Raw genomic sequence first — 23,203 nt, 5'->3', positions numbered from 1 at the left:
CACGGCGGTGGGAAGGGCCGCGGCCCGCGTCGGCGCCCTTCGCGGGGGACTGCCGGCACGGGCCGCGGACGCGCCGGGGCTCAGCCCGGCTTGGAGGGGCCCTCCCGGGTCGCGACCGGGACGGCCAGGCACGTGCTCCCCGGCACCAGGCGGATGCTGTCGATCACCTGCTGCGGGGCGAGGGTCACCACGGTCGGCCGGGGAGTGCTCCCGGCGCCCCCGGTCGCGCCGCCGGCCACGTACCAGCACGGCTTGCCGCTGCCCGGCAGGTAGCGCAGCAGCAGCGGACCGGCCGGCAGGCCGACCATCGCCTCGTCGTACGCCCGGTGGTAGACCGCCACCAGGTCTCCGGTGCTCGGGTGGTACGCCTCGACCGACCAGCTCGTGCCCGCGCCGGCGCCCACGTCGAACTGCCGGATCGTGCAGTCGTAGGGCAGCGTGACCGGCGGGGCGGTCACCGTCGCGTCCGCCTTCACCTGCACCGGGGTGGCGAGGTACCGGTTGGTGGCGTTGCCGGACCAGGCCAGCGCGAAGGGCGAGTCGTCGCCGATCCACTGCCCGGTGTACTGCAACGGCCACCGGTACGGGCCGAGCCCGCTGATGGTGAACCGGCCCTCGTACGGGGTGGTGAACACCGTGCACCCCTTGGCCGCTCCGCCGGGCAGATCCGGCTGGTCGGCGCCGGCCTGCACGCAGCCCTCGACGAACTTGCCGTCCGCGCCCTGGACGGTGCCGGTGATCGAGCCGGCCCGGTCGAGGCGGATCGGTGCGGTGCTCGTCACCGTGCCGGCGGCGAGGTTGAGGACGCTCGCGGTGCGCCGGTCGCCGGTGCCGCCGGTGGTGGCGTACCACTGGGCGCCCCACGGCTTCGTCGACTGCACGAAGAGCTGCGTCGGACCGGCGGGCAGCGGGCCGAGGGTCACCGTGCCCGAGGCGTCCGAGCAGTACCGGCGCTCCTGGTTCTCCTGCCGGAGCGGGGTGGTCGGGACCGAGTGGCCGGAGACGGGCTTGACGCAGACCCCGGCGACCTTGTTGCCCGCGCCGTCGACCACGCTGGTCTTCACCGTGGCCGCCGGCTCCATCTCGACCGTGAGCCGGGTGATCTTGCCTGACGTCACCCGAATGTTGCCCACCGAGCGCTGCCAGTACCCCGCGCCGGGCGTCACCCGGGCGGTCTCCGTCCGCTGGGTGGTGGCCCAGACCACCGGGAAGGTGACCCGGTTGGAGCCGCTCGGGGTGCAGGCCTTCTCGACCGACTCGACCAGTTCCACGCAGCCACTGACCGGGGCGCGGGTGCTCTGGTCGATCAGGTCGATCTCCACCGAGCCGGCGGGCACCAGCCGCTCGTCGACGACGGTCGTCCCGCCCTCGGCGACGTGGACGATGGCCGCCTCCTCCGCGGTGGCCACGCCCGGGTGGAACTGGCGGGTCCGGCCGGCGGCGTAGAAGTAGACCCGGTAGTCACCGGCCGGCACCCGGTCGAGCTGGTACTCGCCGTCGACGGCCATCACGCTGCCCCGCCAGGAGTCGTCGACCGCCTTGGCCGCCACGGACAGCGACCAGGGCATGGTGCCTCCCTCCTCCGGCGTGACCCGGCCGCGGATGGTGCCGCCACCGACCCGCAGGGCCACGTCGACCGTGGTGACCTCCTCCCCGGAGACCGCGTAGAGGGCCGCGTTGTCGAAGTCGTTGGCGTCCCTGGCCCACTGCTCCGGGAAGCCCGTCGCCTGCACCCGCAGCCGGTAGCGGTACTGGTACCAGAGGCGCTCGATCCGGTAGCGGCCGGTCGCGTCGGTGCACGACCGGCCGACCTCGCCGCCGAGGTCGGCGTTGACGGCGGTCACGCAGGCGCCGGCGACCGGCTCCCCGGTGGCCCGCGCCGTGACCAGGCCGGTGATCGTGCCGTTGCCGATGCTCGTCGGCGGCGCGACCGAGACGTACCGCTCGTCGACCGTGGTGGTGCTGCCGGCGGTGACCGTGAAGACGGTCCCGTCGCCCTGGCTCGCCTTGCCCGGCACCCACTGCTGGGGGACCCAGCCCTCCGGCCCCACGCCCAGCCGGTACGCGCCGACCGGCAGGTTGACCAGCCGGTACCGGCCCTCGTTGTCGGTCATGGCCCGGGCCCGCCAGTCACCGTCGACGGCGACGGCGGTCACCGCACTGGCGTACGCGGGGCTGCCGTCCGGGTGGGTGATCCGGCCCTGGAAGCCGCCCACCTCGGTGACCATGCTGAAGTCGGCCCGGCCGGTCGTGCCCGGATCGACGTGCAGCGGCTCGCCGTTGAGGTAGTCCGGGGCGCTCGGCCACCAGACGTCGGGCCGGCCGGTCGCCCGGGCCCGGAGGTGCACGCCCCAGAAGGACTGGCCGGTGACTCCGGTGAAGGTGTAGGTGCCGGCGGCGTCGGTGCAGCGCGTCGTCAGCGCCCGCTCCGCCGTCGACATCAGCGAGACGCAGGCGCCGGCGAGCGGCGCACCGGTCGCCCGGTCGGTCACCGTTCCGGTGATCGTGGCGCCGGGCTCGGCCTGGGCGGCCGTTGTGCCGAAAAGCACGGCGGCGAGCGCGGCCACCGCCGCGATCACCCGGGTGGTGGTCTTCTTCATCCGGCCGTGGTCCCCTCGTTCGTCGGCCGGAGCAGCATAGATGATCAGCTAAGTCCCCAGCCGCCTGCGCCGGTCCCGGGGGTCAGGTCACCCGCGGCGGGGGGTGATCCGGGCCAGGGGCACGTCGATCTCCCACGGCTCGGGCAGCAGGATGCCGTCGGTCATCCGGGCCTGCTCGACGTAGACCCGCAGTCGTCGTGCAGCGCGGCGGTCATCGACGGGTCCTTCCCGGTGCGTCGTTCTCCCCAGCGTCACGGTACCGCCGCCAACAGCCGGGTGGCGCTCGCGCGCGCCGGGGGCACAGGGCAGGATGAGCGTCATGAGCGAGCGCAGCGGCATTCCCGGCGAAGGGCTGGTGAAGGGGCTGGCGGTCACGCTGAAGACGATGACCCGCCGGTCGACCACCCAGCAGTACCCGGACGTGGCCCCCGAGCTGCCGCCCCGCTCCCGGGGCGTGATCGCGTTGCTGGCCGAGAACTGCACGGTCTGCATGCTCTGCGCCCGGGAGTGCCCGGACTGGTGCATCTACATCGACTCCCACAAGGAGGAGGTGGCGGTGGCCGGCGCCGCCCGCCCCCGCCAGCGCAACGTGCTCGACAAGTTCGACATCGACTTCTCGCTCTGCATGTACTGCGGCATCTGCGTCGAGGTCTGCCCGTTCGACGCGCTCTACTGGTCGCCCGAGTTCGAGTACGCCGAATACGACATCAAGGACCTGCTGCACGACAAGGACCACCTCGGCCAGTGGATGGCGACGGTTCCGCCGCCGCCCGCGCACGACCACAACGGCGAGCCGGCCAAGGAGGAGTCCACCGCCGCGCGCAAGGCCGCGGCCCCGACCAGCTCCGCCGCCCGCCCCACCGTGGTACGCCCCGAGCCCACCGCCGACGGGGGTACGCCCTGATGACCGGCGCGGATGTGCTGCTGCTCGCCCTCGGCGCGGTGGCGGTCGGGGCGGGCGCGCTGGTGGTGGGCACGAAGCACCTCGTCCGGGCCGGCCTCTACCTGGTGCTCTGCCTCGGCGCGCTGGCCGGGGACTACCTGGTGCTCACCGCCGAGCTGGTGGCCTGGGTGCAGGTGCTGATCTACGTCGGCGCGGTGGTGGTGCTGCTGCTGTTCGCGGTGATGCTGACCCGCGCCCCGATCGGCGCCTCCGACGACCTGGACCGGCCCGGTTGGCCGGCCGCCCTGATCGGCGGGGGCGCGGGCCTGGGCCTGGCCGTGCTGCTGGTCGACGCGTTCCGCTGGTCGCGGGTCGAGCTGCCGGCGGCGGGCACCGCCGAGCGCCTGGGGGAGCAGGTCTTCCGCACCTGGGTGCTGCCGTTCGAGGTGCTCTCGGTGCTGCTGCTGGCCGCCCTGGTCGGCGCGATCGTGCTCTCCCGCCCCGACATCGGCCGCCGCCCCGACGAGGGTGGTCGCCGGTGAGGCCGGTCATCCCGTACGTCACCGCCGCGCTGCTGTTCGGCCTCGGCGTCTACGGCGTGCTGCGCCGCCGCAACGCGGTGCTGGTGCTGATGGCGGTCGAGCTGATGCTCAACGCGGTCAACCTGATCCTGGTCACCGCCGACACCACGGCGAAGGCCGCGCTGCCGCACGGCGGGCAGGTCTTCGCGCTCTTCGTGATCGTGCTGGCCGCCGCCGAGATCGGCGTCGGGCTGGCCATCGTGCTCCAGCTCTACCGGCTGCGGGCCAGCGTGGCGGTGGACGAGGTGCCGCTCGCCGAGGCCCCGACGGAGGTATCGCGGTGACCGGGCTGCTCGGGGCCGCGCTGCCGGCCGTACCCCTGGTGGCGGGCCTGACCGGCCTGCTGCTGCCACCGTCGCCGCGCGGCGCGACCACCGGGGAGGACCGGGCCCGGCGGGTCGCGATCGGCCTCGGGGTGGCCGGCGCGGCCGGGGCGCTGCTGATCGCGCTGCTCCTGCTGGCCCGGGTCGGCGACCCGGTCGAGACCTCCGCCACCTGGATCGACCTGGGCGGCCTGCGGGTCACCCTCGGCGTCCGGCTGGACGGCACCGCGGCCCTGGTCGCGGTGGCCGTGGCGGCGGTGGCCCTGGCCGTGCAGGTCTACTCCACCGCCTATTTGAAGCGGGGCCCGCACGACGACGTCGAGGTCGACCACCGCTATCCGCCCTACGCGGCCCAGATCAGCCTCTTCACCGCGGCGATGCTGCTGGTGGTGGTCGCCGGTGACCTGGTCATGCTCCTGGTCGGCTGGGAGGTGATGGGCCTCTGCTCCTACCTGCTGATCGCCCACGACCGGCGGCTGCCCGAGGCGCCGGCCGCCGCGATGAAGGCGTTCCTGGTCACCCGGGTGGGTGACGTCGGCTTCCTGCTCGGCATCGCGCTGCTCGGCGTCTCGGCGGGCAGCTTCCGGATCGCCGACGTGCTCGCCCACGACCACGCCACCGGCACCCTCACCGCCGCCTGTCTGCTGCTGCTCGCCGGGGTGGCCGGCAAGAGCGCCCAGTTCCCGCTGCACACCTGGTTGCCGGACGCGATGGCCGGCCCGACCCCGATCTCCGCGCTGATCCACGCCGCGACCATGGTCGCCGCCGGCGTGTACGCGGTCGCCCGGCTCTTCCCGCTCTTCGAGGCCACCCCGACCGCGCTGGCCGTGCTCGGGGTGATGGCTTCGATCACCCTGCTGCTCGGCGCCCTCGCGGCGACCGCGCAGGACGACCTCAAGCGGGTGCTCGCCTGGTCGACGGTCTCCCAGATCGGCTACATGACCGGTGCGCTCGCCGTCGGCGCGCCGGCCGCCGCCCTGTTCCACCTGCTCACCCACGCGGCCTTCAAGGCGCTGCTCTTCCTCGCCGCCGGCGCGGTGATCCACGCCGTGGGCACCACGCTGATGTCCCGGATGGGCGGCCTGCGCCGGGACATGCCGGTGACCTTCTGGTGCATGCTGATCGGTCTCGGCGCGCTGGCCGGGGTGCCGCCGCTCTCCGGGTTCTGGAGCAAGGACGGCGTGCTCGCCGTCGCCGAGGCCGCCGCGCTGGACGGCACCGGTCCCGCGCCGACCTGGGTCGGCTGGCTGGTCTGGCTGACCGGGCTGCTCGGCGTGGTGGTCACCGCCTGGTACGCCACCCGCCTGCTGCTGCGCACCTTCCTCGGCGAGGCCCGGATGCCGCTGCTGCACCCGCACGATCCGCCGGCCGCGATGCGCTGGCCGGTGCTGCTGCTGACGATCCCCGCCGCGCTGCTCGGGCTGGTCGGCTTCGTGCAGACGTTCGCGGACCGGCTGCTCGTCCCGACCGTGCCGACGCTGGCGCCGGGCGAGGCGCTGCTGGTCCACGTCGGGCCGGCGCTGCTCCTGCCGACCGTGCTGCTGCTGGTCGGGGCCGGGCTGGCCTGGGCCGGCTGGCGCCGGGACCCCGCCGCCGACCCGGCCCGCGCGCTCGGTCCGCTGCGGCCGGTCTTCGCCCGGGCGTTCCGGCTCGACGACGTCCAGCACGCCCTGGTCGTACGCCCGGCGAGGGCGCTCGCCCGCGTTGCGCGTACCGGTGACGAGGTGGTGGTGGACGGCCTGGTGGAGGGGAGCGGCCGGGGTGCGTCCGGCCTCGGCGGCGGCCTGGCCGCGCTGCACCGGGCGGCGCTGCCCCGCGCGGCGGCGGCGGTGCTCGCCGGCGCGCTGCTGATCGGGGTCGCCGCCGTCCTGCTCGGAGGGCAGCCATGAGCTTCGGAGAGTTCCTGCTGGTCGCGGTGCTGGCCCTGCCGGCGGTCGGCGCGGTCCTGGTGGCCGCGACGCCCCGGGACCGGGCGGCCCGGCTGGTCGGCACGGCGGTGGCCGCGCTGACCCTGGTGGGCGCGGTGCTGCTGGTGCTCGGCGACCACGGCTGGTTCGGCTACGGATCGGCACCGGCCGTGCAGCCCTGGCACCGCCTCGACCTGCCCTGGGTGCCCGGCCTGGACCTGCGCTTCCATCTCGGCGTGGACGGGATCTCCTGGCCGCTGGTGGCGCTGACCGCCCTGCTCACCCTGCTCTGCTGCGGTTACACCCTCTGGCGGGTGCCGGAGGGCGGGAGCGGGCGGGCGCTGGTGGCGCTGCTGCTGGTGGTCGAGGTGGGCATCCTCGGCACCTTCCTCGCCCTGGACCTGGTGCTCTTCTTCGCGTTCTTCGAGGTCGTCCTGCTCCCCATGTACGCGATCATCGCGGGCTGGGGCGGCGCGGACCGGCGCCGGGCGGCGCGGAAGTTCGCCCTCTACACGCTCTTCGGCTCGGTGCTGCTGCTGGTCGGCGTCTACGTGGTGGTGGCCGCCGCGGGCACCGCCGACATCGTCGCGCTCACCGGCGGGGCCGGGCTGTCCCGGGGTACCCAGCTGGCCGCGTTCACCCTGCTGGGGCTCGCCTTCGCGGTGAAGGCCCCGCTCTGGCCGCTGCACTCCTGGCTGCCCGACGCGCACACCCAGGCACCCACCGTCGGCAGCGTGATCCTCGCCGGGGTGCTGCTCAAGATGGGTACGTACGGCCTGATCCGGGTCGCGGTCGGGGTCGCTCCCGAGGGGGCCCGCTGGGCCGCCCCGGTGCTCGGCGTGCTCGCCGTCGCGGCCATCCTGATCGGGTCGCTGGTCTGCCTCGCGCAGGACGAGCTGAAGCGGCTGATCGCGTACTCCAGCGTCGGGCACATGGGCTTCGTGCTGCTCGGGGTGGCCACGCTGACCGCCACCGGCATCCAGGCGGCCCTGATCGGCAACATCGCGCACGGGGTGATCACCGGTCTGCTCTTCTTCCTCGCCGGGGCGGTCAAGGACCGTACGCACACCGGCGCGCTCGCCGAGCTGTCCGGGCTGCGGGAGACCGCGCCCCGGCTCGCCGGGCTGCTCGGCTTCGCCGCGGTCGCCTCGCTCGGCCTGCCCGGGCTGGCCGGCTTCTGGGGCGAGGCGTTCGCCGTGTTCGCCGCCGTCCAGCGGGGCGGGCCGTTCTGGACCACCCTGGCCGTGCTGGCCGCGGTCGGCGGGGCGCTCACCGCCGCGTACTTCCTGCGGCTGCTGCGGCAGGTCACCCACGGGCGGCCCAGCCCGGCGGTGGGCCGGCTCACGCCCGGGCTGGCCGGGGCGGAGCTGACCGCCTGGGCGCCGCTGGTGCTGCTCGCCCTCGCGGTCGGGCTGGCGCCCACCCTCGTGCTCGGCCTCGCCAACGGTCCGGTGGACGCCCTGGTCGGAGTGCTCCGGTGAACGCGGGGACCGTGCCGCTCACGGTCGGCGGTGACCCGGTCAGCGGGCGGCGGGAGGGGTCGGCATGAGTCTCGTGCAGAGCGTGGACAACGTGGCGCTGCTGCCGGCGTACCTGGCCGCCGGCACCGCCGTACTGGTGCTCCTGGCCGACCTGCTGGTGGCCCGGCGCGGCGCGACGGTCGCCGTGGCCGCGGCGGGCGCCGTCGCCACCGCCGTCGGCGCGGCGCTGGTCGGCGCGGGGCAGACCCGGCGGACGTTCTGCGTCGGCGCCGACTGCTCCTGGGTCCTGGACGGCCGGGCGGCCCTGGTGGCCGCCGTCTTCGCCCTGCTCACCCTCGGGGTGCTGGGGCTCTCCGGGCCGCTGCTGCGAGACGGGCCGACGCCGCCGGGGGAGTACTGCTTCCTGCTCGCCTGCTCGATGACCGGCGGCGTGGTGCTCGGTGCCGCCGGCGACCTGATCACCCTGATCGTCGCGCTGGAGACGCTCACCCTCCCGCTGTACGTGCTGGTCGGGTTGCGCCGGGGCAGCCTGGCCAGCGCCGAGGCGGCGGTCACCTTCTTCGTGGTCAGCGTGGTCGCGACCACCCTGACCCTGCTCGGCGCGGCGCTGCTCTACGCGGCCACCGGCGGGCTGCACCTGGACCGGCTCGGCACGATCCTGGGCGAGCGCCCCGAGCTGCTCGACCTGCCGCTGACCACCGCCGCCGTCGCGCTGGTGGTGCTCGGGCTGGCCTTCAAGGTCGCGGCGGTGCCCTTCCACGCCTGGGCGCCGGCCACCTACGACGGCGCGCCGCTGCCGGTGGCGGCGTACCTCTCCACCGCCTCCAAGCTCGGCGGGGTCGTCGCCCTGCTCGCCGTGGTGCAGCGCGCGCTGCCGGCCGACGTGACCGGCCCGGTGCTCGCCCTGCTCGCCGTGGCGACCATGACGGTCGGCAACCTGGTGGCGCTGCGCCAGCGGCGTACGGTCCGGCTGCTCGCCTGGTCGTCGGTGGCCCAGGCCGGCTACATCCTGGCCCCGCTGGGCGCGTTGGCGCTGGCCGCCGGGCGCACCGACGAGGCCCGGTCGGCCGCGTACGCCGCCGCGGTCGCGTACGCGGTCTTCTTCGTCCTGCTGGAGCTGGCGGCCTTCGCGGCGCTGGTGGCGCTGCGCCCCGCCGGTGCGGACGGCGGCACGGTCGACGACCTTCGCGGCGCGGCCCGCCGGCATCCGTGGGTGGCGGCGGCCCTCGCGCTGGCGCTGATCGGCCTGGCCGGTCTGCCGCCGGGACTGGCCGGGCTCTTCGCCAAGGTCACCGTGGTCCGGTCGCTGCTGACCGGCGGCGCGGGCTGGCTGGCCCTGGTGGTGGCGGTCAACGCCGTGATCGGGCTCGCCTACTACCTGCGCCTCGCCGCCACCCTCTACGCCGGCGACGGCCGGGTGGCGGGCTCGGGCGACCGCCCGGCTGCTCGACCGGCCTGGACGGTCGCGGCGGCGCTGGGCCTCGCCACCGCCGCCGCCGTGGTGGTCGGCTTCGCCCCGCAGCTCGTCCTCGACCTCGCCGCCCGCTGACCCCTTCGGCGCGACTCCGGCCCGTCGGGCCGGAACGGCCCCGCCCGGCCTGTTCGTGCCCGCCTGCCCCGTCGCGCCCGCCCGGCCCCTTCGGGCCGGGCTGACCCCTTCGCGCCCAGCGCTGCCGCTCCGCTTTGCGGCGTGTCGGGGTGTCCCCGTCGAGGGAAGCCCCCACACGCCGCAAACCGGGCCTGCAGGGGCGCTGCCAGCACGCCCTCAGCGACCTCCAGCCAACTCTCAGTCATGAGCAGGATGGTTGACGGGTACCGGTGACGTTGGACCGGTCAGCGGGTCCCGCGTGGCCCGCGCACCGAAGGAGCGATCGTGCATCACAACCGTTTGAAGACCGCAGCGCTGCTCGGCCTGTTGACCTCGCTGATCCTCGCGATCGGCTACTGGTTCGGCGGCAGCGCCGGCCTCGTCATCGCCGTCGTCGTCTCGTTGCTGATGAACGGCGTGAGCTACTTCTACTCCGACAAGCTGGCGCTGCGCTCGATGCGGGCGCAACCGGTCAGCGAGGCGGAATTCCCCGAGCTGTACCGGATGGTCCGCGAGCTGGCCACCGAGGCGCGGCAGCCGATGCCTCGGCTCTACATCAGCCCGACCTCGCAGCCCAACGCGTTCGCGACCGGGCGTAACCCGGCCAACGCGGCGGTCTGCGTCACCCAGGGGATCACCGAGATCCTGGACTACCGCGAGCTGCGCGGGGTGATCGGGCACGAGCTGTCGCACGTCTACAACCGGGACATCCTCATCTCCAGCGTCGCGGCCGGTCTGGCCGGCATCATCACCGCGCTGGCCAACATCGCCTGGTTCATCCCGCTCGGCGGGGGCGACGACGAGGACGCCCCGAACCCGGCCGTGCTGCTGCTCACCCTGATCGTCGGCCCGATCGCGGCCACCGTGATCCAGCTGGCGATCAGCCGGAGCCGGGAGTTCCAGGCGGACGCCTCCGGCGCCCAGCTCACCCGGGACCCGCTGGCGCTGGCCAGCGCCCTCCGGAAGATCCACATGGGTACCCAGACCCGTCCGCTGCCCGCGCAGGGCCAGCTGACCAGCACCGCCCACCTGATGATCGACAACCCGTTCAAGCGGGGCGGCGGCATCGCCGCGCTCTTCTCCACCCACCCCCGGATGGAGGAGCGGGTCGCCCGGCTGGAGCAGCTGGCCGCCAGCAGCGGCCCGGTCCAGTTCGAGCGCTGACGTACGACACCTGCGCCCGCGTCCGGCCCGCCGGACGCGGGCGCAGTCGTGTCGGAAGGCACTAACCCGTTTCCCCGGCGAGGCGGCCGGCGTTAGGGTCGAAACGTCTCCCACCCGTTACACCGATGGAGGTCGACCGTGGCCGCACTGCGCCAGTACCTGGGCGTCTGGCGGATCCCCGGCGCGCCGATGCTGCTGATCTTCGGCATCATCGGGCGGCTCGGGATCGGCATGACGCCACTGGCGTTGCTGCTGGTGGTCGAGCAGGTGACCGGGCGATACTCGCTCGCCGCGGTCGCCGGGGGCGTCTACGCCCTCTCCGGTGCCGCGCTCAGCCCCGTGGCCGGCCGGATCGCCGACCGGATCGGCCCCACCCCGGTGCTGCTGACGACCGCCGTCGCCCACCCGTTCGCCCTGTTCGGGCTGCTCTGGGCGAGCCGGTCGGAGGCCGGCAGCCTCGGCCTGATCTACCTGGCCGCCGGCGTGGCCGGTGCGACGTACCCGCCGCTGACCGCCGCGATCCGGGGCGCCTGGAACGACCTCACCGGCCCCAACTCCGGGCGGTACCACCTGCGCAACACCGCGCTGGCCGCCGAGACCTCGCTCTTCGAGGTCGTCTTCGTGCTCGGCCCGCTGCTGGTGGCCGGCTTCGTGCTGGTCGCCGACGCCGCCACCGCCCTGGTCGGCGCCGCCCTGGTGACCCTGGTCGGCACCGCCGCGGTGGCGCTCGGGCGGGTCATGCGCGGCTGGCGGCCGCACCCGCGCGAGCACCACGCCAAGGGTCTCGGCCCGCTGCGGGTGGGGGGCTTCCCCGCGCTGCTGGTCTGCGTCGCCAGCCTCGGCATCGCGTTCGGCGCGGCCGGGGTGATCGTGCCGGCCTTCGCCGGCAACCAGCCCACCGGCGACCCGGAGAGCCTCGCCGGCGTCCTGCTCGCGGTCTGGGGCGTCGGCAGCGCCGCCGGGGGCTTCTGGTTCGGCGTACGCAAGCCGTCGGCGAACATGACCCGGCAGTTCGCCTGGCTGCTCGGCGCGGTGGCCGCCAGCTTCGCCGTCTTCGCGGTGATGCCCACCCCGGTGGCGCTGGGCGTCGCGCTGGTCGTCGGTGGAGCCACCATCGCGCCGGCGCTCACCCTGGAGAACACCCTGGTCGGGCGGATCGCCCCGAGCGGCATGCTCAACGAGGCGTACACCTGGGTGGTGACCATGTCGGTGGCGGCGAGCGCCGCCGGCGGCGCGGTGGCCGGGCTGATCGTCGACCATGGCGGCGGCGTGCCGTGGGCGTTCCTCTTCGCGGGGGCCGCCGTCGCCGTCGGGGCCGCGGTGGCCGCGCTCCCCGCCGGGCCGATCGCCCGGGCCGAGGCGACCGCGGTACGCGCCGAGCAGCCGAGCCTGGTCTGACCGGCCGCCCGACCCGGAAACGTCTTCGCGGCCGTTCCCTGCGGGGAACGGCCGCGATGGTCTGCATCCCGTCGATCGGGGTACAGCGTCCGCATGTTCTTCTTCTTCTCGAACCGGGTGGGATGCCTCGGCTCCCTGCTGATCAGCGCGATCCTGACCGTGGTGCTGCTGTTGATCTTCGCGGCCTGAACCAGCCATGCTTTCGGCGACCGATGCCCGTGGGCGGGTGTCGGTGCTGCTTGAGCTTCAGTCGTCGTCTTCCTTCTTCTCTTCCTCCTCCCTCTTCTTCTTCTCCTCATCCTTCTTCTCTTCGTCCTTCTTCTTGTCGTCGTCCTTGTTCTCGCGCGGGGGCGTGACCGGCCGGGCGGTCTGGCCGGCCACGGAGAGCAGCGATTGGCAGGTAGTGCCATTGAGCGTGAAGGTGGTGGGAAGGGCGTTCGTGCCTCGATAGGTCGCGTCGAAGCGGGCCGCGACGGAGGCCTTGGCCGCTAGGTCGCCGCCGTGAACCTGCACGGAACGGCCGCTCTGTTTCCACGTACCTGGCGAGCCCTGTAGGAGACGCTGGCCCCCAGGTAGGGCGAAGGTCAGCTGCCAGCTGTTGACGGGCGTGGTTCCGGTGTTGGAGATGGTGAGGGCGCTGGAGAAACGACCCGCGACGGCACGTCGGACGGTGTAGTGGACCGTGCATTCTGGTTTCCGTTGGCCCATGGCGCTGATGGCGGCGGGAGCTTCGACCGGCACCTGGTCATCTCCCCGGTGTGATCCTCGGGCCAGCCAGTTGACGCCACCCAGGCACAACACGAGCAGCGCGGCAGCAGCGGCCGCCCCGGCATGGCGACGTCTGGCCTGGGGAAGTTGACTCCACCGGCCGAGGAACCGCTCGTACGGGAGTGGTGCCAGGAACCCGACGGCGGTCCTGGTCGGGTTTCCACCGCGAGCATTCGGCGGGAACGGCGATACGGCCTCAGTGGTTCCGGTCTCGGTGCTGGCATCCAGGTGGGGCAGCACGAGGGTGGTCGGGGCGAGTCCGGCGAGGTCGCCGAGAATGGCGGCTACCTCAGCCGCCTTGGGCCGCTGACTGGGCTCTTTACTCAGGCAGCGCCAGCACAGCTGGGTCACCTCGGGCGGGAGGTTCTCGATGGCCGGCAGTCTGGCTGGTTCCTGGTAGCGGTGGGCGGTCAGCATCTGCGTGGTGGTGGAGGCGTGCCACGGCAGGGTCCCGGCCAGCGCCCGGTACAGCAGCAGACCCAGCGCGTACACGTCGGTCGCCGGCTGTACCACCCCTTTGGTCAGCCGTTCGGGAGCCAGGTAGGCGGGAGTGCCGAGCAGGGGCCCGCCAGAACCGTCCGCGTCGCCGGAAGCGGCAGAGACGCCGAAGTCGACCAACTTCACCCCGGCCGCGGTCACCATCACGTTGCCGGGTTTGACATCACGATGGACGATGCCGCGGTCATGGGCTGCGGCCAGCGCGGCGGCGACCTGCGCGCCGATCAGCACCGCCAACCGCCACGGCAGGGCACCGCCGGTCAACAGTTGCGCGAGCGAGCGGCCCTCGACCAGCTCCATGACCACGTACGGCAGCCGGCGCCGGTCGCCGTCTGCAGTTTCGCCGTAGTCGTAGACCTCGACGATGTTCGGGTGGCGCAGTCGCGCCGCCGAACGAGCCTCCAGCCGGACGCGCTGCAGCAGTTGCGGGTCAGCGGCCAACTCGGGCGACAGCATCTTGACTGCCACGTCCCGTCCGAGCACCTCGTCGTGGGCACGCCAGACAACTGCCATGCCGCCCGCGCCCAAGCGGTCGGCCAGTCGGTAACGACCGTTGAGCAGCCGCCCGGTCTCCATGCCCAATTCGTGCCCAGGTAGGCACCGGACGAAACAGCCGTCCCGGCCGGTCAGAGCGATGCGGTCGGCTCCGACCGAAGACCGATCAGCGGCTGGGCACGACCTGCGCGAGCTGCGCCAGCCCGGCGGCGAGGGTCTGATAGCCGGCGGCGGAAAGCTTGTCCTGCTTCCGCAGTTTGACCACCTTCTCGCCAAACTCGGCGAGCTTCTCCCGGGCCTTGTCCCCTTCTCCGGCGGCCAGCTTCTCCTCGGCTTCCCGCAGGCGCTTGGTCAGTTCCTCACCGGCGTCCGAGGACAGCTGCCCGTCGCGAACGAGCCCGGTAATCGTGGTGTGCAGACCCGCGATCAGCTGCGCGGGGCGCAGCCTGGGACGGGAAGACGGGGTCGGCGAGGGCGAGGCTGACGCAGACTCCGTGGGTGCCTCAGTCATCGCCGGTTCGGAAGCCTCAGGTGCAACGTCTCCGCTGGCCGCAGGGAACGCCGGCCTGGCGGCGGACGGTTCAGGATCGCCGCCCGTGAACGTCACGACAATGGCCGCAAGGAGCACCGCGACCAGAGCACCAGCCACGGCCGCCCACATGAACCACCGCGTCCGATCAGGCTCGGTCCGCCGGTGTCCGCCCCTGCGGACCACCGGCATCATGCGAGTCACCGAGTCGTCCGGACCGCGCGGAGTAGGGGTGGCACGGATGTCGGAAGTCATGCCAGAGCCCCCGGCGCCATCCAAACGACGAGGTTCAAACGGTGTGCCCCACCCGTGGGGCACAGGTGCTGCGCCAGCTCACGGCAGCGCAGACGGGAGACCGGAATGTGTCGCTTCATCGGCTCAGCAGCACCACGCTGAGAGCAATGGACCCGACCACAAGGATGATGCCCCCGAACATGGCATATGACCACGGGTCCGAGCGCCTCGGCAGGACCGGGTCAGGGCGAGTTGGCGAGTTCCAGCCGTGAGATGTCGAGGGCCTGGCGTTGGAACCATTGACGTGGGGCCACAGAGCCGACGACCTTCGGTGTGCTGACTGAGCCACGACAACTCCCTACGGCGTACCGGACGGGGATCCGAGGCTGGTCCAGGCGTGCCTGAGGCTGAACAACGTCGCTCCTCAACCACGCCACTCCACGCCGCCCTTCCCTACCTGCGTGAAAGACGGGGCGGGTGTTACACGGGAGTAATGCCCTGCTCCGCCGGGACCCGATGGCTTTACGCCTGTCCGCCAGGTACGAGCGGAAATGATGAAGCGGCCACTCACGGGGGAGCGGCCGCTTCATCGCGCCTGCCCAGGTTGCGCACCGTGGCTGCGGTGACCTGTGGGGTAGCTGGTGCCTTACCTGTAGTTGGTGAACTGCAGGGCCACCCCGAAGTCCTCGCCCTTGAGAAGCGCGATGACGGCCTGGAGGTCGTCCTTCTTCTTGCCGGTGACCCGGAGCTGGTCGCCCTGGATCTGGGCCTGGACGCCCTTCGGGCCCTCTTCGCGGATCTTCTTGCTGATCGCCTTGGCCTTGTCCGAGTCGATGCCCTGGATGACCTTGCAGTCGATCTTGAACACCTTGCCCGAGGATCGGGGGTCGCCGGCGTCCAGGGACTTCAGCGAGATGTTCCGCTTGACCAGCTTCTCCTTGAAGACGTCCAGCGCGGCGCTGACCCGCTCCTCGGTCTCCGCCTGGAGGCTGATCGCCTCCTCGCCCGACCAGGAGATCTCCGCGCCGGTGCCGCGGAAGTCGAACCGCTGCGCGAGCTCCTTCTCCGCCTGCCGGAGGGCGTTGTCGACCTCCTGACGGTCGACCTTGCTCACGATGTCGAACGACGGGTTCGCTGCCATGCTCATGCTCCTGCTGTCCGGCGGTCAGTCACGTACCGTCGTCCGCTGACCAGCGGCACGACCCCCTGACCGTACCCGGTTGCGACGTGGCCGGGGGCAACCGCTATCCTTGTCTCCGCTGCCGCGCGCGAGTGCGGTGGTACGCCCTGGCGGGTTGCCCGAGCGGCCAATGGGAGCGGACTGTAAATCCGTCGCGAAAGCTACAGAGGTTCGAATCCTCTACCCGCCACCAGGTGCGAGAACGGCCCCTGACCAGCAGAAATGCTGATCAGGGGCCGTTGTCGTTGATCCTGCGGACTCCGGCTGAATCCAGCCCGTTGCGACTCGTTGTGAGCAGATCGTGGGCAGGTCGATCATGGCGCTGAGGGCGTACGTGAGCAGTCCTGGCGGCGCGTCGTCGTTCGCCGCGATCACCGACTGGCTGCACGATCTGGACGAGCAGTCCCGCAGCCGGCTCGGCCTCCAGCTATCCGCGAGAAGTGGTGGCGGGGGCGCTTTCCGCGTCTACATGCGGGCTTGGCGGCGGCCTGCAATTGTGCCGGCGGCAAGCGTGATCACCATGACCGCCGTGAGGATAAGGATCGTGGTGATGGAGATTTCTAGTTCCCACCCTGCTTGTTTGAAATAGAGCTGGTAGGTGGCTTGCGCCAAGGCTGGCACCAGGAGAAGCACCGTGGCGACGATGGGCATCCGTGCATCGATGGGCGCGGTGATGACGGCCAGTGCGGCGAACGCGTACAGGGACATCAGTCGTGCGTCCGACCAGCCGTTGATCGGGCTCGGCGTCAAAGCGACGACTGCCAGCGCCCCGAGGACGGGCCAGGCCCACGGTTTGGTCACGGGCGTTCGGGGTGCGCGGAGCAGTAGCAGCAAGGCCAGCGAAGCCAACAGCGCTGGCCAAGACTTGGGAACAATCGCGTGCTGGAGGCTATGAATCGACCAGAACCAGGACGATTGGTCCCACCAATTTGCCGACCAATGTTGCGCGACCACGGTCAAGATCGCCGCAGCGGATGCCAGCCGGTAGCTGCCCCACGCCGCAGCGAAAAGCGCGATGGTCAGCAGCGCCGGAATGACGATGAACCACCATGTGTCGGGTTTGTACGGGTCCTCCGACAGCATGGTCACCAGGACTGAGATCGGATCTCCGGCCCAGAGCGTCATGCCGTACACGAGCAGGGACAGCGCGGACAGTCGCAGCGCGGAGTATCCCAGCGCCGATCGCGAGCCGAGACGGTCAACACCGGTGCGGGCGCGTAGCCCTCCGACCACGAGCGCCGCCGCTTCTCGAAGGCTCGGCCGCCGCCGCTCGTCGTCAGCCGAGGCGAGCAGGGTTTCGAGCATCTCGTCGGCGCGATACTGCCGGTAGGCGCGGGGGTAAGCCCGCAGTAGCCACCGGTAGCGGCGCTCTAGCTCAGTCATGCCGGCACCACCCAACCCGCCGCAGGCGTCGAGCGGACGGAACGGTCACGAACGACGCTGGCCGCCGCAGCCATCCGCTCTGCTTCCGCACGCAGCGCGGACAAGCCTCGCTGGGTCAGCTCGTAGGTGCGGCGGGCGCGGCCGTTGACCACCGCCTCCTCGGCCACCCGCACCATCTCTTCACCGGTGAGCCGGTCCAAAGCGGCGTAGAGGGTGCCCGTCGTGAGGCGCACCCGCCCGTCGGACAACTCCTGCGCCCGCTTGACGATCGCGTAGCCGTGCAAGGGTTCGTCCTGCAACGCGGCCAAGATGAAGTAGGTGGGTTCGCGCATCGACGCCAAGGAACCAGTCATGCTGTCGACATAAGCAGATGATCGACGTATAGGTCAAGACTCGATCTGCGCGACGGCAGCTACGAGGGGTGGATGGCGGCCGCTCGAAGCCGGGCGCGAGTCCTGTGGACGCTCCGGGGTGCGGCTGCCTTCGGCAGTTCCGTGTGGCGGCCATGTCGCCGACGCTGGTCGGAACGGTGTTTGTGCTGGTCAGCGTGGTGGCGTTGGCGCTTTGTAAATCCGTCGCGAAAGCTGGAGAGGTTCGAATCCTCTACCCGCCGCCAGGCAGCGATTAGGCCTGTGATCTGCGGAAACGCAGGTCAAGGGCTTTGTCGTCTCATGCCGGTGGCGGGGGAGGCTGGTAACCCTTGGTGACTTCTGCCCCCGCGCCGACCGGCGACGTTCCGCAGGGCACCCCCATCCGGGGTCGCGCTCCTATCCTGGCCCGATGGAGCTGGAGTTCAGCGGCGACGTGTGGTTCTGGAAGGGCCCGGCGCCCTGGCACTTCGTCACCGTCCCGGAAGAGGACTGCCAGGAGTTGACCGCCACGGCAGCGTCGGTGAGCTACGGCTGGGGCATGGTCCCGGTCACGGCCCGGATCGGCCGGACCCGGTGGGCGATATCGCTGTTCCCCAAGGACGGGCGGTACGTGGTGCCCGTGAAGGCGAGCGTGCGCGAGGCCGAGGGGCTCCAGGTCGGCGACAGGGTCACCATCCACCTGCTCGTCGACCGCTGATTCGGCCGGGCGGTGCGACCGGCACGAGCCCAGCTGACCAGCGAAATTCGGCCGCCGCTCCTCGTCACCGCCGCCGCGGTCCGGTGGTGAGCGTATTCACGTCACTGTCTGTCGGATAGGGGCTGGCGCTTCGGCGTCGGGTGGAGCATTCTGACGGTCGTGGATGTGTGGGCGGTCGGTTGTCGGGGGGAGCGACGGTCGCCCGATTCCCCGCTCGGCTGCGACCGCGACGTCCGGCGGAGCGCAGCCGCGGCCCCGGTCCCCGGGAGGGCTCATCCGGAGGTGCCACCACCCCCCCCCGTCGCTTCTGACCGGATCTTCTGACCGGTTGGCCGTCGGGGCAAAGGTCCCACTCGCGGTGGACGAGGGGAATCGCGGCTAAAGACGGAAGACGCGTCATCTGTGCGCTGCTCAGAGCCGCGAGCCGCCCCGTCTGGCGACTTGTCGTCGACCGTCCGAACCGGCCGGTACGGCCCACGCTGATCGGCCGTCCGTCCGCTTTGCGGGTCGACCCGCTTGTGGCACGATCGTGGAATCTTCACCTCCGACAACCCTGCCGACAGGAGCACGCGAATGTCTGGTCGAAGGCTGGCCCGGCGGGTCAGCGTGATGCTCATGCTCGTCGCCCTCGCCGCTGGTTTCGGCACTGGGCTGGTCGGCCACGGGCCGGTTGAGGTCCAGACCTTTGACTATGTCTGGACGGCCCCGCCGGCTCCGTAGTTTCGTCGGCGCCCGCCCGGGTCTGGGCGCACCTGTCGATGGCGACCTGACGCCGATCAGTCCACGGTCCTCGGCGCGATGACCGATGAGGAGAGTTATGGCCGACCGTCGGTCGTCATCGGCGGGGGCATCGTCCCCTCGGCGGCCCGCCGAACACGCCTGGCTGGTCACCGGCCCGCTGACCCTTGTGGCCATCGTCTTCTCCACCGCGATCGGCCTGGTCACGTCGCCGCCGCTCGGGTCATGGAGCATTGCCGCGGTTCTGCTCACCGTCATGGTGGTGGCGGGCCTGCCGATGCTCAACTTCGTGATCGGCCGACAGTCCTTCGGGGTGCGGCTCACCGAGATCCCGCTGGTCCTGGCCTTCTACTTCCTGCCACCGCTGATGGTGGTGCTGGCGTACACGCTGGCCACCCTGCTCACCCACCTGCGCTACCGCTTCGGCTTCGCGAAGCTCGCGTTCAACGTGGCCAACGCCTCCGCCGCCGCGTCCATCGCCGCGCTGGTGCTGCTGGCCCTCCCGCCGATCCGTGGGGTGGGGCCGGGCACCTGGGGCATCCTCTTCGCCTCGGTCAGCACGTTCACGGTGGCCACCCTGTTCGGCGTGGCAGGGGTCATCACGGTCATGCACGGCTGGCAGGCCGGTGCCAAGGTGTTGCGGAATGCGCCGTCGACGCTGCCGACCTCTGCGATCAACGTGGTGGTCGGTCTGGTCGTCCTCATCGTGCTGAACACCACCTGGTGGTCGGCGGTCCTGATCGCGACGCTGGCGGGCGCCGTCGCCATGGTCTACCGCTCCTATGCCCAGTTCTTCCGCCAGCACCGCACGCTCGGGGGCATGTACGACCTGACCAAGGCGATGACCGCGGAGGGGCAGAGCGGCAACCTGGTGGACGTCCTGCTCGGCCGGATCCGGGCGCTCATGCAGGCCGAGTACGCGACCCTCTGGCTGCCGGCCCAGGGCCGGCACCCGGAGGTCATGCTGACCGCCCGGGTGGACGACTCGGGGCTGCTCGACGTCGCGCCCACGCCCGAGGTGATCCGGGAGGAGACCCGGCGGCAGCAGCGGAGCCTGGCGCTCGGCGTGCGGCTCGGCGGGGACGAGCAGCTGCGCGCGTCGCTGCGCACCACCGGCGTCAAGGACGTCATCGCCGTGCCGCTGCGCTCCGGGCAGGCCGTCATCGGCACCCTGGAGGTGGCCAACCGGCTCAGCGACGTCGGCCACTTCACCGCCAGCGACATCCCCATCTTCGAGACCGTCGCCGCGCACGCCGCGGTCGCCCTGGAGAACTCCCGCCTGGTCGACCGGCTGCGGCACGACGCGTACCACGACGCGCTCACCAAGCTGCCCAACCGCCGCCGGATCAGCGGCGCCCTCGACGAGGCGGTCAAGATCCGCGCGCCGGGCGAGGTGGTGGCGGTACTGCTCTTCGACGTGGACGGCCTGCGCCAGGTCAACGAGTCGCTCGGCCACGCCGCGGGCGACAAGGTCCTGGTCGAGGTGGCCGAGCGGCTGCGCGCCTGCGCCCCCTCCTCGGCGCTGGTCGGCCGGGCCGGCGGGGACGAGTTCCTGGTCACCCTCCGGCTGGAGAACGCCGAGGCGGCGCTGGAACTCGCCGCCCAGTTGCGCGAGCAGATCCGCGACGAGATGGTCTTCGACGCGCTCACCCTCGACGTGGACACCGCGGCCGGGGTGGCCGTCCACCCGGACCACGGCAGCGACGCCGCCTCCCTGCTGCAACGGGTCGACCTGGCCGCGACGGCGGCCAAGTCGGTCCCGGGCAGCGTGCAACTGTTCAACCCCGCACTGGAGTCCCGGTCGCTGCGCCGGCTCGGGCTCGCCGGCGACCTGCGCCGGGCGCTCGACGAGGGCGCGCTGGAGGTCTACTTCCAGCCGAAGGTGACGCTGCGGGACCGGCGACTGGTCGGCGTGGAGTGCCTGGCCCGGTGGGAGCACCCGACCCACGGGACGGTGAGCCCGGAGGACTTCGTCGCGGTGGCGGAGCACACCGGCCAGCTGGACCGGCTCACCGAGGTGGTGCTGCGGGAGGGGCTGCGGCGCAGCCGGGACTGGAGCCACACCGGCCAGCCGCTCGCCGTCGCGGTCAACCTCGCCGCGCGTACGCTGACCGACCAGCACTTCCCGGACCGGGTACGCGAGCTGCTGACCGAGTACGGCGTGCCGCCGCAGCGGCTCACCTTCGAGATCCGCGAGTCCGGGGTGCTGGACGGCACCGACCGCCCGATCCCCACCCTGCGCCGCCTGCGCGACCTGGGCGTACGGCTCTCGGTGGACGACTTCGGCACCGGCGACTCCTCACTGGCGCACCTGCGCCGCCTGCCGGTGCATGAGGTCAAGGTCGACCGCTCCTTCGTGCAGGGCATGGCGACCGATCCGGGGGACCTGGCGATCGTCAACGCGGTGGTCACGCTCTCCCAGCAGTTCGGTCTCGCCGTGGTGGCCGAGGGCGTGGAGAGCGAGCTGACCCTGGAACTGCTCCAGGACATCGGCTGCGAGATCGGCCAGGGCTTCCTGTTCAGCCGGCCCCTGCCGTACGAGCGCCTGGAGGCCTGGTTCGGCGCCCAGGTGGACCCGGAGACGATCTCCGCCGGCGAGTCGCCGAGGCTGCGGGTTGTGCCCTGACCTGCGGAAACGCGGTGCAGGGGGATCCGATTTCACCTCGGCGGCGAGGTCATGTACTGTTACCCCTGCGCGACGCCCTCCGGGGTGATCGGGCAGGCCCCCTTAGCTCAGTCGGCAGAGCGTCTCCATGGTAAGGAGAAGGTCTACGGTTCGATTCCGTAAGGGGGCTCAGAGGGTCCGGCTGGACCCGCCTGCGGCGGTGTAGCTCAGATGGCAGAGCAAGCGGCTCATAATCGCTGTGTCGCCGGTTCAAGTCCGGCCACCGCTACTCTCGTCCTCCGGGCCTGGTTCCCGGCGGCCGGTGGGACGGGCGCCACAGGGCGCCCACTTTGCATGTCCGCGCATCGACCGCGTAGGCTGATGCGTCGTAGTTGATACCCCAGCGAGGAAGGCACTCCGCCGTGGCGAAGGCGACCGATGTCCGGCCGAAGATCACTTTGGCGTGTGTGGAGTGCAAGGAGCGCAACTACATCACGCGCAAGAACCGTCGTAACGACCCGGACCGCATCGAGCTGAAGAAGTTCTGCCCCCGGGACGGTCGGCACACGGTCCACCGCGAGACCCGCTGACCTGCGGCCGGCACTGCCGGCCCGCTCCCTGAGCAGTTCCCGAACGCCGATCCGCATGCGATGGCGCGGCCCTGTGCCGCCCTCCCGTACGGATCGGCGTTCGTGCTTTCCGTGTAGGTTCGGCGGCATGTCTCTGGACCCGTCCTTCGTCGGCCGGACCTATCCGCCGACCGCCCCCTACCAGGTGGGCCGAGAAAAGATCCGCGAGTTCGCCAGCGCCATCGGCGCCACCGACCCGGCCCACCACGATCCGGAGGCGGCCCGGGCGCTGGGCCACCCGGACGTGGTCGCCCCGCCGACCTTTCCCTTCGTGATCACGATGGCGGCGAGCCGTCAGATCGTCGAGGACCCGGCGCTCGGCGTCGACTACAGCCGGGTGGTGCACGGCGACCAGCGCTTCGCGTACACCCGGCCGGTGGTGGCCGGTGACGAGCTGGTCTGCGTGAACACCATCGAGGAGGTCACCAGCCGGGGCGGGCACGGCTTCCTGACCACCCGCACCGACGTGAGCACCGTCACCGGCGAGCCGGTGGTCGCGGTCTGGTCCAAGCTCGTCGTACGCGGGGAGGGCTGACATGGAGCTGCCGACGCAGACGTTCCGGATCACCCGGGCGGATCTGGTCCGCTACGCGGGCGCCTCCGGCGACTTCAACCCGATCCACTGGAGCGACCGGACCGCCACCAAGGTGGGCCTGCCCGGGGTGATCGCCCACGGGATGTTCACCATGGCGCTGGTCGGCCGCGCCGTCACCACCTGGGCGGGCGCCGACGCGGTGGTCGACTTCGGCGTCCGGTTCACCCGGCCGGTGGTGGTCCCGGACGACGACCAGGGCACCGAGATCGAGGTCAACGCGGTGGTCCGGGAGGTCACCGAGGCGGGCCTGACCAGGCTCGACGTGACCGCCACCTGCCTGGGGGAGAAGGTTCTCTCGCAGGCCCGGGCGACCGTGCGGACCCCGCGCTGACCGCTGCCCGGCAAGGCATGGGCGGTACCGGTTGGGAAAGTCGGGGCACTACCCGTACACTGGTCCGCCGTGGGGCAAGTGACTCCTGCCCGGCCCTCGTGGCCGAGCGGGGCGAGCGTTGCCGCACAGGGGTGTAGCTCAATTGGCAGAGCAGCGGTCTCCAAAACCGCAGGCTGCAGGTTCAAGTCCTGTCACCCCTGCGCCTCAGGCCTGACCGTTCCCGTG

Annotated in this window: 20 protein-coding genes and 4 tRNA genes; 17 read left to right on the top strand and 7 right to left on the bottom strand. The window is 72.0% G+C overall.

Annotation, left to right across the window (positions count from 1 at the left end):
• Positions 1-80 precede the first annotated feature (80 nt).
• Both V6U88_RS02695 and V6U88_RS02690 read right to left on the bottom strand, forming a co-directional pair.
• Positions 81-2,600, bottom strand: a complete 2,520-nt coding sequence (locus V6U88_RS02695; protein WP_334449539.1) for an MSCRAMM family protein — start codon at positions 2,598-2,600, stop codon at positions 81-83.
• Between the two features lie 87 nt (positions 2,601-2,687).
• On the bottom strand, positions 2,688-2,921 hold the full coding sequence (locus tag V6U88_RS02690) for a hypothetical protein (RefSeq protein ID WP_334449538.1): 234 nt from the start codon (positions 2,919-2,921) through the stop codon (positions 2,688-2,690).
• Between V6U88_RS02690 and V6U88_RS02685 the strand changes: the two genes are divergently transcribed.
• The 8 genes from V6U88_RS02685 to V6U88_RS02650 all read left to right on the top strand — a co-directional run bounded on the left by V6U88_RS02685 (position 2,920) and on the right by V6U88_RS02650 (position 11,925).
• Positions 2,920-3,504, top strand: coding sequence for a NuoI/complex I 23 kDa subunit family protein (locus tag V6U88_RS02685; RefSeq protein WP_334449536.1), 585 nt, complete (start codon positions 2,920-2,922; stop codon positions 3,502-3,504). The two genes, V6U88_RS02690 and V6U88_RS02685, sit on opposite strands and share 2 nt — an antisense overlap.
• Positions 3,504-4,025 carry an NADH-quinone oxidoreductase subunit J family protein gene (locus V6U88_RS02680; protein ID WP_334449534.1) on the top strand — a complete coding sequence of 174 codons (522 nt, stop codon included), beginning with the start codon at positions 3,504-3,506 and terminating at the stop codon, positions 4,023-4,025. Before V6U88_RS02685 ends, V6U88_RS02680 begins: the two co-directional genes overlap by 1 nt.
• Positions 4,022-4,348 (top strand): NADH-quinone oxidoreductase subunit NuoK, encoded by a 327-nt coding sequence (nuoK, locus tag V6U88_RS02675; RefSeq protein WP_334449888.1) that lies wholly within the window; start codon positions 4,022-4,024, stop codon positions 4,346-4,348. The genes V6U88_RS02680 and nuoK overlap by 4 nt, the downstream gene beginning before the upstream one ends.
• Positions 4,339-6,276, top strand: a complete 1,938-nt coding sequence (locus V6U88_RS02670; RefSeq protein ID WP_334449887.1) for an NADH-quinone oxidoreductase subunit 5 family protein — start codon at positions 4,339-4,341, stop codon at positions 6,274-6,276. Before nuoK ends, V6U88_RS02670 begins: the two co-directional genes overlap by 10 nt.
• Positions 6,273-7,775, top strand: a complete 1,503-nt coding sequence (locus V6U88_RS02665) for a complex I subunit 4 family protein (RefSeq protein WP_334449532.1) — start codon at positions 6,273-6,275, stop codon at positions 7,773-7,775. Before V6U88_RS02670 ends, V6U88_RS02665 begins: the two co-directional genes overlap by 4 nt.
• Before the next feature lie 64 nt (positions 7,776-7,839).
• A complete protein-coding gene (locus tag V6U88_RS02660) occupies positions 7,840-9,324 on the top strand; it encodes an NADH-quinone oxidoreductase subunit N (RefSeq protein WP_334449531.1) in 1,485 nt (494 codons plus the stop codon).
• 324 nt (positions 9,325-9,648) lie between these two features.
• Positions 9,649-10,527, top strand: coding sequence for a zinc metalloprotease HtpX (gene htpX, locus V6U88_RS02655; protein ID WP_334449529.1), 879 nt, complete (start codon positions 9,649-9,651; stop codon positions 10,525-10,527).
• Between the two features lie 138 nt (positions 10,528-10,665).
• Positions 10,666-11,925 (top strand): MFS transporter, encoded by a 1,260-nt coding sequence (locus tag V6U88_RS02650; RefSeq protein ID WP_334449526.1) that lies wholly within the window; start codon positions 10,666-10,668, stop codon positions 11,923-11,925.
• Between the two features lie 246 nt (positions 11,926-12,171).
• Here the strand turns inward: V6U88_RS02650 and V6U88_RS02645 are convergent, their stop codons facing one another.
• From V6U88_RS02645 to V6U88_RS02635, 3 genes are all read right to left on the bottom strand, one after another.
• Positions 12,172-13,767 (bottom strand): serine/threonine-protein kinase, encoded by a 1,596-nt coding sequence (locus tag V6U88_RS02645; RefSeq protein ID WP_334449523.1) that lies wholly within the window; start codon positions 13,765-13,767, stop codon positions 12,172-12,174.
• Between the two features lie 85 nt (positions 13,768-13,852).
• Positions 13,853-14,335 (bottom strand): FIMAH domain-containing protein, encoded by a 483-nt coding sequence (locus tag V6U88_RS02640; RefSeq protein ID WP_334449521.1) that lies wholly within the window; start codon positions 14,333-14,335, stop codon positions 13,853-13,855.
• A gap of 760 nt (positions 14,336-15,095) precedes the next feature.
• Positions 15,096-15,590 carry a YajQ family cyclic di-GMP-binding protein gene (locus V6U88_RS02635; protein WP_334449518.1) on the bottom strand — a complete coding sequence of 165 codons (495 nt, stop codon included), beginning with the start codon at positions 15,588-15,590 and terminating at the stop codon, positions 15,096-15,098.
• Between the two features lie 148 nt (positions 15,591-15,738).
• On the opposite strand from V6U88_RS02635, the gene V6U88_RS02630 reads away from it, so the two are divergent.
• Positions 15,739-15,822 (top strand) — tRNA-Tyr (locus V6U88_RS02630).
• 272 nt (positions 15,823-16,094) lie between these two features.
• Here V6U88_RS02630 and V6U88_RS02625 read toward each other — a convergent pair.
• The gene (locus V6U88_RS02625; protein ID WP_334449515.1) at positions 16,095-17,012 is read right to left on the bottom strand and encodes a hypothetical protein; all 918 of its coding nucleotides are present in this window, start codon (positions 17,010-17,012) and stop codon (positions 16,095-16,097) included.
• Positions 17,009-17,344, bottom strand: a complete 336-nt coding sequence (locus tag V6U88_RS02620; RefSeq protein ID WP_334449514.1) for a PadR family transcriptional regulator — start codon at positions 17,342-17,344, stop codon at positions 17,009-17,011. The genes V6U88_RS02625 and V6U88_RS02620 overlap by 4 nt, the downstream gene beginning before the upstream one ends.
• A 448-nt stretch (positions 17,345-17,792) precedes the next feature.
• On the opposite strand from V6U88_RS02620, the gene V6U88_RS02615 reads away from it, so the two are divergent.
• The 8 genes from V6U88_RS02615 to V6U88_RS02580 all read left to right on the top strand — a co-directional run bounded on the left by V6U88_RS02615 (position 17,793) and on the right by V6U88_RS02580 (position 23,178).
• Positions 17,793-18,080, top strand: a complete 288-nt coding sequence (locus tag V6U88_RS02615) for a DUF1905 domain-containing protein (protein ID WP_334449512.1) — start codon at positions 17,793-17,795, stop codon at positions 18,078-18,080.
• A gap of 817 nt (positions 18,081-18,897) precedes the next feature.
• Positions 18,898-21,444 (top strand): putative bifunctional diguanylate cyclase/phosphodiesterase, encoded by a 2,547-nt coding sequence (locus V6U88_RS02610; protein ID WP_334449511.1) that lies wholly within the window; start codon positions 18,898-18,900, stop codon positions 21,442-21,444.
• A 96-nt stretch (positions 21,445-21,540) separates the two neighbouring features.
• A tRNA-Thr gene (locus V6U88_RS02605) sits at positions 21,541-21,613 on the top strand.
• Positions 21,614-21,639: 26 nt separating this feature from the next.
• Positions 21,640-21,712 (top strand) — tRNA-Met (locus tag V6U88_RS02600).
• Between the two features lie 133 nt (positions 21,713-21,845).
• On the top strand, positions 21,846-22,013 hold the full coding sequence (gene rpmG / locus V6U88_RS02595; protein WP_007073056.1) for a 50S ribosomal protein L33: 168 nt from the start codon (positions 21,846-21,848) through the stop codon (positions 22,011-22,013).
• A gap of 127 nt (positions 22,014-22,140) precedes the next feature.
• A complete protein-coding gene (locus V6U88_RS02590) occupies positions 22,141-22,587 on the top strand; it encodes a MaoC family dehydratase N-terminal domain-containing protein (protein WP_334449504.1) in 447 nt (148 codons plus the stop codon).
• A 1-nt stretch (position 22,588) separates the two neighbouring features.
• Positions 22,589-22,978, top strand: coding sequence for a MaoC/PaaZ C-terminal domain-containing protein (locus V6U88_RS02585; RefSeq protein WP_334449502.1), 390 nt, complete (start codon positions 22,589-22,591; stop codon positions 22,976-22,978).
• Between the two features lie 127 nt (positions 22,979-23,105).
• Positions 23,106-23,178, top strand: a tRNA-Trp gene (locus tag V6U88_RS02580).
• The last annotated feature ends 25 nt before the right edge of the window (positions 23,179-23,203 follow it).

The sequence above is a fragment of the Micromonospora sp. CPCC 205739 genome (genome assembly GCF_036906795.1).
Lineage (GTDB): Bacteria > Actinomycetota > Actinomycetes > Mycobacteriales > Micromonosporaceae > Micromonospora.
The sequence above is the reverse complement of the archived record's forward strand: the minus strand, read 5'-3'. Positions and strand labels throughout refer to the sequence as shown.

Excerpts from the sequence above, each read along its gene's own strand:
- V6U88_RS02695 (WP_334449539.1), bottom strand. The coding sequence starts at position 2,600 with ATGAAGAAGACCACCACCCGGGTGATCGCGGCGGTGGCCGCGCTCGCC.
- V6U88_RS02685 (WP_334449536.1), top strand. The coding sequence starts at position 2,920 with ATGAGCGAGCGCAGCGGCATTCCCGGCGAAGGGCTGGTGAAGGGGCTG.
- V6U88_RS02690 (WP_334449538.1), bottom strand. The coding sequence starts at position 2,921 with ATGACGCTCATCCTGCCCTGTGCCCCCGGCGCGCGCGAGCGCCACCCG.
- V6U88_RS02680 (WP_334449534.1), top strand. The coding sequence starts at position 3,504 with ATGACCGGCGCGGATGTGCTGCTGCTCGCCCTCGGCGCGGTGGCGGTC.
- V6U88_RS02665 (WP_334449532.1), top strand. The coding sequence starts at position 6,273 with ATGAGCTTCGGAGAGTTCCTGCTGGTCGCGGTGCTGGCCCTGCCGGCG.
- V6U88_RS02660 (WP_334449531.1), top strand. The coding sequence starts at position 7,840 with ATGAGTCTCGTGCAGAGCGTGGACAACGTGGCGCTGCTGCCGGCGTAC.
- V6U88_RS02645 (WP_334449523.1), bottom strand. The coding sequence starts at position 13,767 with ATGGAGACCGGGCGGCTGCTCAACGGTCGTTACCGACTGGCCGACCGC.
- V6U88_RS02635 (WP_334449518.1), bottom strand. The coding sequence starts at position 15,590 with ATGGCAGCGAACCCGTCGTTCGACATCGTGAGCAAGGTCGACCGTCAG.
- V6U88_RS02625 (WP_334449515.1), bottom strand. The coding sequence starts at position 17,012 with ATGACTGAGCTAGAGCGCCGCTACCGGTGGCTACTGCGGGCTTACCCC.
- V6U88_RS02620 (WP_334449514.1), bottom strand. The coding sequence starts at position 17,344 with ATGCGCGAACCCACCTACTTCATCTTGGCCGCGTTGCAGGACGAACCC.
- V6U88_RS02615 (WP_334449512.1), top strand. The coding sequence starts at position 17,793 with ATGGAGCTGGAGTTCAGCGGCGACGTGTGGTTCTGGAAGGGCCCGGCG.
- V6U88_RS02610 (WP_334449511.1), top strand. The coding sequence starts at position 18,898 with ATGGCCGACCGTCGGTCGTCATCGGCGGGGGCATCGTCCCCTCGGCGG.
- V6U88_RS02590 (WP_334449504.1), top strand. The coding sequence starts at position 22,141 with ATGTCTCTGGACCCGTCCTTCGTCGGCCGGACCTATCCGCCGACCGCC.
- V6U88_RS02585 (WP_334449502.1), top strand. The coding sequence starts at position 22,589 with ATGGAGCTGCCGACGCAGACGTTCCGGATCACCCGGGCGGATCTGGTC.